The sequence below is a fragment of the Bacillus sp. TH13 genome, from assembly GCF_016651175.1.
Classification (GTDB): Bacteria; Bacillota; Bacilli; order Bacillales; family Bacillaceae_G; genus Bacillus_A; species Bacillus_A thuringiensis_S.
Window position 1 is genome coordinate 3,613,478 of the sequence record NZ_JAEKEJ010000025.1, and the last position, 15,300, is coordinate 3,628,777.

Genomic DNA, 15,300 nt, shown 5'->3' on the forward strand with positions numbered 1-15,300 from the left:
ATCTATGTTTCGCACAATGATGAGAGCAAAGTTACATCGTGCAACTGTAACGGAGGCAAATTTAAATTATGTAGGTAGTATTACAATTGATGAAGATTTAATGGATGCAGTAAATATTGTAGAAAATGAAAAAGTCCAAATTGTAAATAATAATAATGGTGCTCGCTTAGAGACATATGTTATTAAAGGAGAACGCAGTAGTGGTGTTGTTTGTTTAAACGGTGCTGCGGCAAGGCTTGTACAACCAGGGGACAAAGTAATTATTATTTGTTATGGGCTAGTTACGGAAGAAGAGGTTCATAAACAAGAACCAAAAATTGCAGTACTAGACGATAATAATCAAATTATTGAAATGTTAGGTGCTGAAAAAGCGGGTACGATATTATAAGTAGAAAGGCTATCTCCATTGCGGAGATAGCTTTTTTGTGCATCTTTTCATTAAGATGAGATAAAACGTGGTATAGTAACATTATATAAATTATTGTTGTTTGAAAGGTAAGAAATTGAGGTGTTACATATATGAGTAAGCGTTATGTCGTTGTTGATTTAGAGACGACAGGGAACTCCTGGAAAGATGGGAAGGATAAAATTACCCAAATTGCAGCTGTTGTAGTAGAAGATGGAGAGATATTGGAGATTTTTTCGTCTTTTGTTAACCCAAAGAGAGAGATCCCACCATTTATTACAGAATTAACAGGGATTGATGAAAGTCTTGTAAAACAAGCCCCGTTATTTCAAGATGTAGCCCCGATGATTGTTGAGCTATTACAAGGTGCGGCTTTCGTTGCGCATAATGTTCACTTTGATTGGAATTTTTTAAATGAAGAATTAAGACAGGCTGGATATACAGAAATTCATTGTCCGAAAATTGATACGGTTGAATTGGCACAAATTCTTTTGCCGACAGCTGATAGTTATAAATTACGTGATTTAGCTAAGAAGCATGAACTAGAGCACGATCAACCACATCGTGCGGATAGTGATGCTCTTGCAACAGCGGAATTATTTTTACAATTTTTAAATGAAATTGAAAAGTTACCACTTGTCACGTTGCAATCGCTTTATGAATTAAGCGATGTATTCCAAAGTGACATAGCTGATGTGCTTTCTGAAAATATTTTAAAGAAAGTAATGCACGGTAAAGAAGATATAGCGGAGTATGAAATACATCGAAATATTGCGCTGAAAAAGCGGAACTATTCCTTAAACCTTGGAGAAACGTGTTCATCAAAGTTTGATGCCTTCTTGAATAAAACGATGGATAAATTGGAATCACATATGCCAAAGTTTGAAAGAAGAGAAAGTCAACAACTGATGATGAAAGAGATATATACGGCGTTAAGAGATTCTCGTTTTTCACTAATTGAAGCCGGTACAGGAACAGGAAAGACTCTTGCTTATTTGCTTCCTAGTCTTTATTTTGCAAAGAGAAAAGAAGAACCTGTCATTATAAGTACACAAACGGTACAACTCCAACAACAAATATTAGAAAAAGAAATTCCGTTATTACAAAAAATAATGCCATTTTCATTTGAGGCAGCTCTTCTAAAAGGAAGAAAGCATTATTTATGCTTACATAAATTTGAGTATGCTTTGCAAGAGGAAGAAAAAAATTATGATATGGCACTTACGAAGGCGAAGATTTTAGTTTGGCTATTGCAAACTGAAACAGGTGATCGAGACGAATTAAATATTCCTGAGGGCGGAAAGTTACTTTGGAATCGTATTTGTAGCGATGCGTATAGTCCAGGCGGTATGCAAAGTAATTGGTTTAGTCGTTGTTTTTATCAGCGAGCGAAGAATAAAGCTTTATTTGCAGATATCGTTATTACAAATCATGCGTTATTATTTCAAGATTTTTCAAGTGAAGAACCGTTGTTTGCTTCATGCGAACATATTATTTTTGATGAAGCTCACCATATTGAAGAAGCTGCGAGTAGAACATTGGGTGAACAGTTCTCTTGTATGTATTTTCAATTGGTTATATCTCGTCTTGGGACGCTAGAAACAGAAGATGTACTCTCCAAAGTATATAAAATGATGAAAAAATCAGAGCAAGCATCTCGTTCAACTTTCCGTATGATAAGTTATAGTTTGAAGGAACTTAAATTTGATGCGGATGAACTCTTCCAAATGTTACGTACTTTTATATTTAAACAAACAAAGCAAGAGCAAGGAACGAATAATATGCCGCTCATCTATAGGTATAACGCAGAACTAGAAAAAGGTAAGTTGTGGGATAGTATCGTCGAATTAACAAATCGTTTTATATATGAATTAAGAAGGGTAGTAACTGCTCTTGAGAAGCAAGTGGATATATTGCAAAGTAAGTTAGAATGGGAGATGCATGTTGTAACAGGTGAATTTATGCATTTAATTGAGTTGCTGAGAAAGATGGCAGAATCATTACAGTTACTCGTATTAGAAAAGAATTCGTATGTAACTTGGATGGAGACTGAAACGAAAGGGACAATTCATTCAACAGTTCTATACGCACAGCCTGTCCATATTGGTGAAAGATTTGCTGATGAATTTTTAACAGAAAAAAAGAGTGTTATTTTTACATCCGCAACACTAACAGTTAACGATACGTTTGATTATATAAAAGAGGAACTTGGTTTACATGATTTCGCTCCAAATACTTTAAAGGTTCCGTCACCATTTCGTTATGATGAACAGATGAAATTAATGGTTTCAACGGATGTACCTTTTATTAAGCAAGTAAGTAATGAGCGATATATTGAATCTGTATCGGAACATATTGCAAAGATAGCAAAAGCCACAAAAGGCAGAATGCTCGTTTTATTCACTTCGTATGAAATGTTAAAAGAAGCGTATGCGAATTTAAAAAATAATGATGAATTAGAGGGTTATTTATTACTCACCCAAAGTGTGAATAATAGAAGTCGAAGCCGCTTAATTCGAAAGTTTCAAGAGTTCGACAAATCAATTTTATTAGGGACGAGCAGTTTCTGGGAAGGAATAGATATTCCAGGAGATGCCTTAAGTTGTCTTGTTATTGTCCGTCTACCATTTACGCCTCCTCATCAGCCTATGATGGAAGCGAAAGGTGAGTGGCTAAAAAATCAAGGTGAGGATGTATTCGCTAAATTAGCGTTGCCACAAGCAATATTACGTTTCAAACAAGGATTCGGCCGCTTAATTCGAACGAATACAGATACAGGAACGGTAGTAGTGTTAGATCGTCGTTTGACGAGTTCTTCCTATGGAAAACGATTTCTACAATCGATCCCTAACGTACCTCTTTATGAAGGGCCATTAGAAGAATTATTAGTACAATTAGAAGAACCATTAAATGAATAAAAATGGAAGAAAAATACGCCTGAAGTGCTTATAAACTTCAGGCGTAAAAAATGTGGGTAGGAGGAATTTTATTTTTCTTACTTCTTGTATACAAAATGTGTTGGTTTTCGACTTGAAACCTTTTTTTGCTGTACATGTCCTGCTATAATAGATGGGTGATGAAGCAGGGGTTGTAAAGAATGTACTCTTATTGTAACCGCATTGCGTTCTTCTATAATTAGAAATTTTTGTGTAATGGAGGAGTTTTTTCATGGAGAAGAAAATCGAAGTACTATCAACGACGCGTATTAAATATTCGTCTGATTTGTATAAAATTGTTGATAGTTTGAATCGTACGTTAAAAGAGCAGGACCTCATGTTCGGACTAGCATTAGACGAAAAAGATAAAGAAACAGCTGTATTTACGATTTACAGAACGTAGCGATACAATGAAAAAGTGGATCTTTGCAATCATTATTGTTATCGTTGCTAGCGGAATATATGGGGCGTATGTTTATAATAAAGCGATGGGAAAGAAAATTCCAAAAGAGTCGAAATTTGTAGAAATTGCTAAAGAAAAAGCAAAGCTTACAAAGGTGAAATCTGTTGATTATTACAACGGAAAATCTGCATATATAGTCGTGCAAGGTACAGATGAAAAGGGAGAACAACTTATCGTTTGGGTGCCTGAGAAAAAAGGGGATACTGTAGTAAGGAAAAAGAGCGAAGGTATTTCTGAAAAAGAGGCTATACAAAGAACAGTAGAACAAGTCGGCAATGAAAGTAAGGAATCAAAAAGTAAGCCGAAAGAGATTATGAAAGTAAAATTAGGCTTTGAAAATGATGTACCACTATGGGAAGTTACATATATTGATGATGACAATCGTTATAGTTATTACTATCTTGAATTTAAAGATGGAAAATTTTTAAGACGATATAGCATTGAAAAATAGATGTAGGGGGAACTACAAATGAAATTAGCAAAGCGAGTAGCTGCTTTAACACCGTCTTCAACTTTAGAGATTACAGCAAAGGCACAAGCATTAAAAGCAGAGGGGCATGATGTAATTGGATTAGGGGCAGGGGAACCTGACTTTAATACACCAGAGCATATTATGGATGCTGCACATAAAGCGATGTTAGAAGGGCATACGAAGTATACACCAACAGGTGGATTACAATCGTTAAAACAAGAAATTGTGAAGAAATTTACTCGCGATCAAGGTATTGCGTATGATCCATCTGAAATTATTGTATGTAATGGCGCAAAGCATGCATTATATACATTATTCCAAGTATTACTTGATGAGGGAGATGAAGTTATCATCCCAACTCCTTACTGGGTAAGCTATCCAGAGCAAGTAAAGCTTGCTGGCGGTAAGCCGGTTTATGTAGAAGGTTTAGAAGACAATGAGTACAAAATTACAGCAAAGCAGCTGCGTGAGGCAATTACAGAGAAAACGAAAGCAGTTATTATTAATTCACCGAGCAATCCAACAGGAATGATTTATAGCAAAGAAGAATTACAACAGCTTGGAGAAGTATGTTTAGAACATGATATTTTAATCGTTTCTGATGAAATTTATGAAAAATTAATTTATGGTGGCGTAGAATATATTTCAATTGCCCAGCTTTCTAATGCATTAAAAGAACAAACACTTATTATTAATGGTGTATCTAAATCTCATTCTATGACAGGATGGCGTATTGGATATGCTGCAGGAAATAAGCGGCTTATTAAAGCGATGACGAACTTAGCGAGTCATAGTACGTCAAACCCTACTTCAATCGCTCAATACGGCGCAATTGCGGCATATGCAGGCTCACAAGAACCTGTGGAAACAATGCGTCAAGCCTTTGAAGAGAGATTAAACATCATTTATGATAAATTAATTCAAATCCCTGGCTTTACTTGTATTAAACCGCAAGGTGCATTTTACTTATTCCCTAACGTAAAAGAAGCTGTAGCTTTATCAGGATATGCAACAGTTGATGATTGGGCAAAAGCTCTATTAGAAGAGGAAAAAGTGGCTCTTGTACCAGGTACAGGATTTGGTGCTCCAAATAATGTTCGTTTATCATATGCGACATCTCTTGAACAAGTAGAGAAAGCATTGGAACGCATCCATACATTTATGAAAAGTAAAGTGCAAGCTTAATTGTATATTTCGTTCATGTAATATACAAAACCTCCCTATTAATGGGGAGGTTTTTTTGACGAATTGTGGCAAAAAGAAATAGCTAAAGGTGTGTTATACTAGAGAGCGAGGTGTTTGGTGATGAAAAAGAAAATGATGTTACAGTGGTTTGAGCAGGGAAGCATTGCAATTCCAAAATTGCTTATGATGCATTATAAAAAATTAGGTTTAAATGAGACGGAATTTATGGTTGTACTTCATGTACATACATTTTTAGAATCAGGTAATTCGTTTCCGACTCCTTCAGAGATTTCTGAACGGATGACGATAACAGAAATGAAATGTATGGAAGTAATTCAAGCGTTGATTCAAAAAGGTTTTTTATCACTAGAAGGTGGACAAAGATCAGAAGCGATGATGTGCGAAAGTTATTCTTTACAACCGTTATGGGAAAAAATATTACATTTCTTAATGGATGAATCAATAGAGGAAGAGCAAAAAGAAAAAAAACAGCTGCAAGTAAATTTATATACAGTATTCGAAAAAGAATTTGGAAGACCACTTTCGCCGTTCGAATGTGAAACGTTAGGAATGTGGGAGGACCAAGATCAACATCATCCAAATTTAATTCAAGCGGCTCTTAGAGAAGCTGTAATGAGTGGAAAACTAAATTTCCGATATATTGATCGTATTTTATTTGAGTGGAAAAAGAATGGAATTAAAACGGTAGATCAGGCTCAAAATCAAGGTCAAAAATTTAGAGCGAATCAACAAAGAGCACAACAAATGACAAAACAAGAGACGAAATTTACTGGAAAAGTGCCTTTTTATAATTGGTTGGAGCAGTAATATAGGAGGGGAAATATGCTTAACAAAACGCAAATCCGTTATTGTTTAGACACAATGGCGGATATGTATCCAGAAGCACATTGTGAATTGGTTCATGACAATCCATTTGAACTTGTAATCGCGGTGGCGTTATCTGCACAATGTACAGATGTACTTGTAAATAAAGTGACAAGAAATTTATTTCAAAAATATAAAACACCAGAAGATTATTTAAGTGTTTCTCTAGAAGAATTACAACAAGATATACGCTCTATCGGATTGTATAGAAATAAAGCAAAAAACATTCAAAAATTATGTCGAATGTTATTAGATGACTATAATGGGGAAGTACCGAGCGATCGAGATGAACTTACGAAATTACCAGGTGTAGGAAGGAAAACAGCGAATGTTGTAGTTTCCGTAGCGTTTGGGATTCCGGCAATTGCTGTTGATACACATGTGGAGCGAGTGAGTAAACGATTAGCGATTTGCAGATGGAAAGACTCTGTGTTAGAAGTAGAAAAAACGTTAATGAAGAAAGTACCGATGGATGAGTGGGGGGTTACGCATCATCGTATGATTTTCTTTGGACGTTATCACTGTAAAGCACAACGACCGCAATGTGAGGAGTGCAGGCTGTTAGAAGTATGTCGTGAAGGAAAGAAGCGAATGAAGGTGAAATAAAGGATGGAGCGAGTTATAGAAATACCGAAAGAATTTCATTGCTTACCATTTTTTAAAGAAAGCGTAAATTCAATTGAGTATCATACAGACGAGTCTTTTGAAGAAATAATACAAAATACTTATTTTATATTTGATATTGAAAGACAGTATGAGCCATGGAAGGAAATTGAAAACAGCATTCCAGCAGTGTTGAATGTATGGAAAAATAAGCATGAAGACATTGCTATACTGTTTCGAAATAGAGATAAGCAAGAGGCTGAGGGGCCAATGATTCTTTTTGCAGCTCACTTGTTATCGGTTGTCTATTGGCTAAATGAGCAACCTGTTCATAGTTTGAATGAAATACAAATAAATACGAATAAATTAAAAGTGCAACCTGTTAATTTTATGGAAAGATATTCATTTATTATAAAGAAACCGAGTAATTATCATTCTTATATTCAATTAGCGCAGTTATATATCGAAATAGAAAAGCTGTATGTAAAGAAAATGATAACAAAAAAGAAGTCCGCTTCTCGTTAAGAGAAACAGACTTCTTTTTTTGTTTATTAAGACTCTGTTGTAACAACAGTACCGTCTGCGTGAGGTGTATCTCCTCCGGGATTTTGGTGTTGCTGTTCTTGTTGTTTCTTAGCTTCGTCTTCAGCTTTCTTCTTGGCCTCTTCTTCAGCTTTCTTCTTAGCTTCGTCTTCAGCTTTTTTCTTAGCTTCGTCTTCAGCTTTTCTTCTAGCTTCCTCATCAGCTTTCTTTTGAGCTTCTTCTTGTTGTTTACGTTGTTGTTCTTGTTGTTGCTGCTGTTCTTGTTGTTTCTTAGCCTCTTCTTCAGCTTTTTTCTTAGCTTCGTCTTGTTTTACTTTATCTTCATTAGCTTTTTTCTTGGCTTCCTCATCAGCTTTTTTCTTAGCTTCTTCATCGGCCTTTTTCTTAGCCTCTTCTTCAGCTTTTTTCGCATCTGGAGTTCCGCCAGGCGCAGTGAAGGATGCACCAACTGCTGGGCTTGTTCCAGTGCCTTTTTTCGCTACTACAGAGAAGCTGTAAGTAACACCTGGTTTAATACCACCAAGAGTAGCTGTCGTACCACTTATTGATAGGCTACCACTTGAACCGTCAGTTGCTTTATAGCTGGCTGCATATGCATCCACTTCTGCTGGTCCAGACCAGTTTAGTGTAACTGTGCTAGCGCCATCAAAAGTGACATTCAGACCACTAGGGGCATCTACTTTAATTTGTTTAATTGCATCTTTTTTCGCACCTTTAACGTATAACTCTCCGTTTATTTCTTGTACAGAAGAAGGACGTTCAAAGCGTGATTTATCTGTAGCGAATTTGCTCATCATTATTTGGAACATTTGCTGTGCAATTCTAGTGGAGCGATCACTAACATAATTTTTTGGACCATCTTTTTCGTAACCAGTCCAAACAGCCATTGTGTATTGTGGTGTATATCCAGCAAACCAGCTATCTCTGTTTGCATCAGCTGGGATATCATATTTTTGAAGAACTGATGCATCAAAGTTTTGTGTTCCTGTTTTACCTGCTACGTCAACACCTGAAACGTATGCTGTTGGACCTGTACCACCAGAACCAGGTTTTACTACGTCACGAAGAACGTCAGTAACCATGTAAGCTGTATAGTCTTGCATTGCGCGTTGTTCCTTAGGTTTAAAGCTTTTCTTTTTCCCGTCCGGGAAGGTTACTTCTTTTACGAAGTGTGGTTTATTATAGTTACCACTATTACCGAAGGTTGCATATGCACCTGCTACTTCCAATGGAGACCCCTCGTTACTACCGATTGCTGTTGATTCGTAGACTTTTCCTTCTTTAAAGGTCATGCCTAAACCTTCAGCGAATTCTTTTGACTTATTAAGACCAACTGTTTGTGCTGTCTTTAAAGCTGGAATGTTTAATGACTTTTTCAAAGCTTCACGTAGTGAAACGTCACCTTTGTAGCTCTTTGTTGCATTTTGTATTTTTTTACCATTGGAATACGTATACTCTGAATCGTTTAATTGATGGTATGTAGACCATTGTAAATTTTCAATTGCCGGACCGTAGTCGAAAATTGGTTTCATTGTTGAACCAACTTGGCGTTTTAAATCAGTTGCCATATTATGACCTTTGAAAGTAGACTTACTTTCTTTACGTCCAGCACCAATTGCTCGAACTTCTCCAGACTGTGTATCCATAAATACGAATGACCCTTGGAATTGATCGTCCGGATACTTAATAAGATTGCCATCCATAATTTTGTCAGCGTAATCTTGAGCATCTTGATCAAGTGTTGTATGAATCGTTAAACCATCTGAACCGATATTTACATCAGGATATTCTTTTTCAACTTCTTTTACAACCGCATCTAAAAATGCTTGATACTTCATCTCAGTTACTTCTGAAGACGGTTGAAGGCCCTCTGTTACTGGGATCTTAACGGCGTTATTCATTTCTTCTTTTGTTATATAACCATGTCGATTCATTAATGATAATACAACATTACGACGATTTGTTGCTCGTTCAACATTTTCCTTTTTTGTTGGATCATAAATGTTTGGACCTTGGGGTAAACCAGCGAGCATAGCAGCTTCATGTAATTGCAAGTCTTTTAAATCTTTACCATAATATTTTTGCGCTGCTGTCGCAATACCATATGAACGGTTACCTAAATTAATCTTATTTAAGTACATTTCTAAAATCTCATGTTTAGAGTATTGTTGCTCTAATTTATAAGATAAGTACCACTCTTGTACTTTTCTCTTAGCAGTTTTGTCCATCGTTAGAAAATAGTTTTTAACGACTTGCTGTGTAATCGTACTACCACCTTGGGAACCGAAACCACCAGTGACATTTTCCATAACTGCTTTTGTAGTTCGTTTAAAATCAATTCCATTATGATCATAGAAACGCGAATCCTCAGTTGCAAGGAATGCATTTTCAACTACTTTTGGAATTTGATCATAAGTAACATGCGTTCGTTTTTCAGCACCGTATTCATAGAAGAAATTCCCGTTTTTATCAAGAAACTTTGTTGATAAAGGATTAACAAGTTTGGATTTGTCTAATTTTGGAGCGTCCTTTACCATAACAAAGAAAGCGGAAACGCCGGCTACGAGACCAACGATACCAAGAAGTAGACAACCTATAAGGAATTTCTTGAAAAAGGAGCCTTTTTTCTTTGGTTTTTCTTCTTTATGTGTTTTTTTCTCTTGATTTTTCACATGATTTCGTTCTGTACGAGAACGATAATTATCTGACATTATACTTTCTCCTACCTTTCATTCTCTCCCCCAAAAGTCGAAAAAAGAGCCTTAGTGATGACTCTATCACGAAAAATAAACCGTGTCTAGTACACGGATATAGTCAATCCGAGGGTGATAACCGCATGATAATAAGGATCCATGCTCTTCTATTTCTTCTTTCGTAATCGACTTGCGTCCACCAGTATTTTGACGATTCCAAAATGCAATAATATGTTTTGCATCTAATAAATAAAATTCATCAAAAAGTGTAAATTTAATAATGACAAATGCAATTCCATTATGAGCAACCACTTGCTTCATATGTTCTATTTGATGAAGGTGGAAGTTTTGAAGTGGGAAACTAGTTTTATTTTTTGTTTCCTTTGCTTCAAAATCGATGTATTTCCCTTTGTATACACCGTTGTAATCTGTTGTAGAAGGTTGTTTAAAATACGCTTCTTTTACCACTGCAGCACTTCGAGCGGGGTAATCTACTTTTACAATTTGAAGAGGTGTAGGTTTTTTATGTACACATGCAATATTATGGGTTAAGTAATATTGATTTGTTTCATTCAATTCCTCTTCAAGGGACATACCTCTGTTGCTATAAGTATGTGTTTTTATAGGTGTTTTTTGAGGTTGTGAAGCTTGATTATACCTTTTTCCATTTGGGTAACGAATGGTCATAGTGTGTCCACTCCCAACTTACTAAGAATTACTTACAAAGGTGATTATATCAAAAAATGAAAAAAGATGTGACCTTTTTGATGAAAGGTATGATGACTTATTTATGTTTACATGGAATGATTATATGAAAATTAAACAAAATCGAGAAAAAAAGTTTTGTACAGAGGAAGAAAAAGCAATCATTCGCAATATTAAAAAGAAAACAGAAATAGCTAATGTGGACAATATTTCTCGGACACAATCTTATCAAGAATATTATTTAAGAAATAGTGAAATCAGGTGGGCCTTTTTAGCGAGTATGGTTTCGAGAAATGCGGGATGGAATATGACCGATTTAGAAGGGAGATATTATGCTACTGTTTTACCTAAAACGGTAAAAAAACATTTATTTCTTCTGTACGAACAAGCTAATTGGATTATTTTCTTAGATGCCTTTCCTCAGCTATTATTGTATGAGGAAAGTAAGAAGAGACGTACACCTCTCTTTCATTTGTTGCAATATTTCAGCGTATCAATTTTTATGGAAAAAGAATGGTTACTTTTCTGGGAGAAAAGAGATATGAATAGGCTTATAACAGCACTTATTATAAATGAACAAAATAAAATTCAAAAACCAGTCATTGAGAGCACATATTTTAAAAAACATGTATTCCATACTGCACTTTTTAAAGTACAAGAAAGATTTCATATTAGTGCAGTTATCTTCCCAACAATTGAAGGGAGAATGTATGGATTTTCGGTTTATCAATTTGAAACGTTACAACAGCGTATAGAACTGGGAAAAAAATTAGCATGGTTATTGTTTCATCCAATTTATAATGGTTCGTTTTATAAGTTTGCATTGCAAACTACACATACTGGGTCTAGAGAAGATTATGAATTTTACTCAAAGGAAACTAGAAAATCGTGTACGCCAGCACTTAGAGATAGTTATCCTGTTGTTTTACATGAAGAAATAGAAATGAGAGATTGGTTTTGTGCAAATATGAAAATGGATGTGCTATTTGTACTTGAAGAACCTAAAGAGGAAGTTAATATAACAGAATGGTATAGGAGAAAGAGGGAACAAATCTATAGGATATCTATCGTAAATCGTTTCGTTAAAAGGATGGATGAGTTCATGATATAATGAAAAAGAAGTCCCGTCTTCCATTTTGAAGACGGGACTTCTTAATTTGAAATAAGCCTGCTATGCTTGCTACGACTTTAATCTCAAAACTTAATGCTAGTAGGAGATTAAGGGTGACTTGAAATTTAACCATACGTAATAAAGTCTGGCTTTATGTAGCAGGGAAGTTTGGACCATCTAGCTTTGGATTGCCAGTCTCGGGTTTATTTTGTTGTTTGTTTTGTTTTTTCTTTTTTTCATTTTTGTTCTTTGCCATTGTACTACACCTCCTTTTTGTATTGTTACCATTTCTATAAATGACATACGAAATGATTTCTTTGACGAATAACAACTAGTTTTGTCATGTGGGCAGGAGTGGTGAATCATTCGGCGAAATTACATGACAAAGGAAAAGCAAAGAAGGAGGCGTTTTGTATATGGCGATGGTTCAGAAGGAAGATGTAATGAAAAAAATGGATCAAATGTTAAGTTCTCTCGATTTGCTGGAAATGAATATAGGGATTAGAATGAATCATGCATTAAAGGATGCGAGTGAAAAAATATGTAATAAGATAGAAATAACAGAAATGCATATTGAACATATGGAAAATAAATTAGTGCATCACGAAGAAAAAGGGAATTGGGTAAAGACATTTCAAAACGTCGTAGTGAGTGCATAATAAGGTGGGAAAGAGATGAAGAATGAAGCATTAATACAGTCTTCAGAAAAACTCATGCAGTATAATAATGAAGCGAATATAAAAAAAAGAGAGCTAATCGAATACGACTTTTATAAGGATATGAAACCATTTGTAGACATGGTAGATGAGGAATTAAAGAAGTGGAAAGAATTAGCTTATACGTGGATTAAAGAAGAAAAGCCAAAGTATATACATGTACAGCAAATTGATCAAGTATACGATAATTTACAAACGAATGTGTTACAATGCTTTGTAAATAAAGGTAAAGGTAAAGGTAAACGATTCTTTGAAACACACCAAGCCATTTCGTATACTTTGCAAAATATAGTTGAGCAATGTAAATAACAAGAGGGAGAACCCTCTTGTTATTTTTATGCTTCTGTCATTGTTGTAGGTTTTGTTGCGCCGTTTATTTCTAATTCTTTTATTAATGTTCGATAATCTGAAATGCATATTTTTCCTTCGAGATACCAATGTCTCGCAAAGTCTAATAATTCATTTGCATTCTCTGTGCAATACCCCTTTTTTTGAGAAAACGCTTGTTTTAAATCCCCTAATACCATGTTGATTCCTCCCCCATGAGAATCTTCTTCTTAATTATCATAGCATGGAAGGGTTTTCTTTTTTAATTTTTTAAAAATTTAAACTTCCGACAAAAATAGACAGATACTCCATCACACATATTATTTTATAGGTACATATTATATATGTAGAAACTTATGTAAAGGAGGAGAGAATGCATGTTTCAACAATCTAACGTATATCAGCAAACAAATCCATATGCACAGCAAAATATGTACCAATATAATACGGATACATATTTACGGTATAATATGTATCCTTTCGAGCCTTATTATGGAAATCAAAATTATTATCAACCGTTTGAAGTGTCATTTATGAATCAAGCTCAACAACCACAACAGCAGCAACCTTATGTGAATCAGGCTCAACAACCACAACAGCAGCAACCTTATGTGAATCAGGCTCAACAACCACAACAGCAGCAACCTCATGTGAATCAAGCTCAACAATCACAAGCTCAGCAACCATACATGAATCAACAACAGCAGCCTTATATGAATTCGCAATATTATATGCCACCACCATCGCCCTATGCTAATCAACAAGCGATGTTTTATCCACCAAAACAGCCGTACCCGACGCAAAGTAAACAAAAGCAACAACAGCCAAGTCAGTTTTCTAGTTTTGTTTCTCAATTTAAAACATCCGATGGTAACTATGATGTAAATAAAATGATGAATACAGCTGGACAAATGATGAATGCGATGAATCAGGTGACAGGTATTGTAAAGCAAGTTGGAGGCTTTTTTGGTAAGTAATGTTGAAGAGTTGTCTATGAAAGTATTGTATATGAAATAAAGGACTAGACAAATTTCCTTGTAATAAATGGGTATATATAACAAGCGGCTTTCTCTCTTTTCTCATACTGTAAAGTGTAATCAGATTTTTTTAACGAGAGAGGAGAGAAAAAACTATGCATCATTGTCATCCTTGTTTTGGAGGGCATAAGCCTGTAGGACCTATTTGTACAACTGCTCCTGTCGTTCATCCGACGAAACAATGCGTAACACACTCTTTTTCAACTACGGTGGTGCCACACATTTTCCCAACACATACAACACATGTACATCATCAACAAATTAAAAACCAAAACTTCTTCCCACAAACAAATTCAAATGTAAATGTTGTGGACCCAATCGACCCAGGATTCGGCGGTGGATGTGGACCGTGTGGCCATGGTCATCATCACCACGGTCATCAAATATCTCCATTTGGGCCAGGACCGAATGTATCACCGTTTGGACCAGGACCAAATGTATCACCGTTTTTACCAAACAATGTATCACCAGTAGGTCCAAATATCGGACCAAACGTTGGTGGAATATTTAAAAAGTAAATGATATGTTAGAACTAGCGAAATGCTAGTTCTTTTTTTGTAATTGGAGTGTTGATATGAAAGTTATTGCAGTAACAGGATATAAGCCATTTGAACTTGGAATATTTAAAAATGATCATCCAGGGGTGGGGTGTATAAAAAAGGCATTACACCGTAAATTAACCACTTTTGTAGAAGATGGTTTAGAGTGGGTTATAATAAGCGGCCAGTTAGGTGTAGAATTATGGGCTGCTGAAGTTGTTTTTGAAATTCAAGTAGAATATCCAGATTTAAAATTAGCGGTATTCACTCCGTTTTTAGAACAAGAAGAAAATTGGAAAGAAGATAATCGTGAATATTACGAATTTATTCTTTCTCAAGCAGACCATGTTGATAGTATCACGAAACGGAAGTATGAAAGCCCAGAGCAATTTAAATTAAAAAATCAATTTTTTATTGAAAAAAGTGATGCACTTTTAGCGGTATACGATGAAGAAAAACCAGGAAGTCCCAAATATATTGTAGAAGCAGCAAAGAAAAAAGGGGAAATAGAAAATTATCACAGTTATTTCATTCTTTTTTCTGATTTACAAGATATAATAGAAGAGGAACAGTGGAATAATGCAGAGTAATATGTAATATAGTACTCGTATATATGATTGACAAAAAGCATTGTTTCTGAAAAAATTTAGTTAATGAAAGTTTTGGTAAAAATTTGAGG

Annotated in this window: 17 protein-coding genes; 14 read left to right on the forward strand and 3 right to left on the reverse strand. The window is 35.2% G+C overall.

What is annotated here, in order from left to right:
• Positions 1–4: 4 nt before the first annotated feature.
• The 8 genes from panD (at position 5) to JFU02_RS27240 (ending at position 7,475) form a co-directional block, all read left to right on the forward strand.
• Entirely contained in the window at positions 5–388 is a 384-nt protein-coding gene (gene panD / locus JFU02_RS27205) for an aspartate 1-decarboxylase (protein WP_000490190.1), read from the forward strand.
• Positions 389–519: 131 nt separating this feature from the next.
• Entirely contained in the window at positions 520–3,324 is a 2,805-nt protein-coding gene (gene dinG / locus JFU02_RS27210; RefSeq protein ID WP_000044955.1) for an ATP-dependent DNA helicase DinG, read from the forward strand.
• Between the two features lie 250 nt (positions 3,325–3,574).
• Positions 3,575–3,745 (forward strand): YpmA family protein, encoded by a 171-nt coding sequence (locus tag JFU02_RS27215; RefSeq protein WP_000412179.1) that lies wholly within the window; start codon positions 3,575–3,577, stop codon positions 3,743–3,745.
• Between the two features lie 7 nt (positions 3,746–3,752).
• Positions 3,753–4,256 carry a cell wall elongation regulator TseB-like domain-containing protein gene (locus tag JFU02_RS27220; protein WP_000758741.1) on the forward strand — a complete coding sequence of 168 codons (504 nt, stop codon included), beginning with the start codon at positions 3,753–3,755 and terminating at the stop codon, positions 4,254–4,256.
• An 18-nt stretch (positions 4,257–4,274) separates the two neighbouring features.
• Entirely contained in the window at positions 4,275–5,462 is a 1,188-nt protein-coding gene (gene aspB / locus JFU02_RS27225; RefSeq protein ID WP_201071905.1) for an aspartate transaminase AspB, read from the forward strand.
• A gap of 120 nt (positions 5,463–5,582) precedes the next feature.
• Positions 5,583–6,290: a DNA replication protein DnaD gene (gene dnaD / locus JFU02_RS27230; RefSeq protein ID WP_000728542.1), complete on the forward strand. Its 708-nt coding sequence runs from the start codon at positions 5,583–5,585 to the stop codon at positions 6,288–6,290.
• A 15-nt stretch (positions 6,291–6,305) separates the two neighbouring features.
• Entirely contained in the window at positions 6,306–6,953 is a 648-nt protein-coding gene (gene nth, locus JFU02_RS27235) for an endonuclease III (RefSeq protein ID WP_000933035.1), read from the forward strand.
• A gap of 3 nt (positions 6,954–6,956) precedes the next feature.
• Entirely contained in the window at positions 6,957–7,475 is a 519-nt protein-coding gene (locus tag JFU02_RS27240) for a YpoC family protein (protein ID WP_000442660.1), read from the forward strand.
• A gap of 26 nt (positions 7,476–7,501) precedes the next feature.
• On the opposite strand, the gene JFU02_RS27245 is transcribed toward JFU02_RS27240, so the two are convergent.
• Positions 7,502–10,204 (reverse strand): PBP1A family penicillin-binding protein, encoded by a 2,703-nt coding sequence (locus tag JFU02_RS27245; RefSeq protein ID WP_001283104.1) that lies wholly within the window; start codon positions 10,202–10,204, stop codon positions 7,502–7,504.
• Between the two features lie 66 nt (positions 10,205–10,270).
• The gene (gene recU / locus JFU02_RS27250) at positions 10,271–10,873 is read right to left on the reverse strand and encodes a Holliday junction resolvase RecU (protein WP_000155599.1); all 603 of its coding nucleotides are present in this window, start codon (positions 10,871–10,873) and stop codon (positions 10,271–10,273) included.
• Between the two features lie 103 nt (positions 10,874–10,976).
• On the opposite strand from recU, the gene JFU02_RS27255 reads away from it, so the two are divergent.
• The 3 genes from JFU02_RS27255 (at position 10,977) to JFU02_RS27265 (ending at position 13,027) form a co-directional block, all read left to right on the forward strand.
• On the forward strand, positions 10,977–12,002 hold the full coding sequence (locus JFU02_RS27255) for a DUF2515 domain-containing protein (RefSeq protein ID WP_097820775.1): 1,026 nt from the start codon (positions 10,977–10,979) through the stop codon (positions 12,000–12,002).
• 416 nt (positions 12,003–12,418) lie between these two features.
• Positions 12,419–12,661, forward strand: a complete 243-nt coding sequence (locus JFU02_RS27260) for a hypothetical protein (RefSeq protein WP_001252036.1) — start codon at positions 12,419–12,421, stop codon at positions 12,659–12,661.
• A 15-nt stretch (positions 12,662–12,676) separates the two neighbouring features.
• Positions 12,677–13,027 carry a YppE family protein gene (locus tag JFU02_RS27265; protein WP_201071907.1) on the forward strand — a complete coding sequence of 117 codons (351 nt, stop codon included), beginning with the start codon at positions 12,677–12,679 and terminating at the stop codon, positions 13,025–13,027.
• Between the two features lie 26 nt (positions 13,028–13,053).
• Here JFU02_RS27265 and JFU02_RS27270 read toward each other — a convergent pair whose 3' ends face one another.
• Complete coding sequence (locus JFU02_RS27270; RefSeq protein WP_000242652.1) at positions 13,054–13,245, reverse strand: YppF family protein; 192 nt, start codon at positions 13,243–13,245, stop codon at positions 13,054–13,056.
• Positions 13,246–13,422: 177 nt separating this feature from the next.
• Between JFU02_RS27270 and JFU02_RS27275 the strand changes: the two genes are divergently transcribed.
• From JFU02_RS27275 to JFU02_RS27285, 3 genes are all read left to right on the forward strand, one after another.
• A complete protein-coding gene (locus tag JFU02_RS27275) occupies positions 13,423–14,022 on the forward strand; it encodes a YppG family protein (RefSeq protein WP_000487715.1) in 600 nt (199 codons plus the stop codon).
• Positions 14,023–14,177: 155 nt separating this feature from the next.
• The gene (locus JFU02_RS27280) at positions 14,178–14,600 is read left to right on the forward strand and encodes a CotD family spore coat protein (protein ID WP_000546292.1); all 423 of its coding nucleotides are present in this window, start codon (positions 14,178–14,180) and stop codon (positions 14,598–14,600) included.
• A 56-nt stretch (positions 14,601–14,656) separates the two neighbouring features.
• Entirely contained in the window at positions 14,657–15,211 is a 555-nt protein-coding gene (locus tag JFU02_RS27285; protein ID WP_000862926.1) for an SLOG family protein, read from the forward strand.
• Positions 15,212–15,300: the final 89 nt, after the last annotated feature.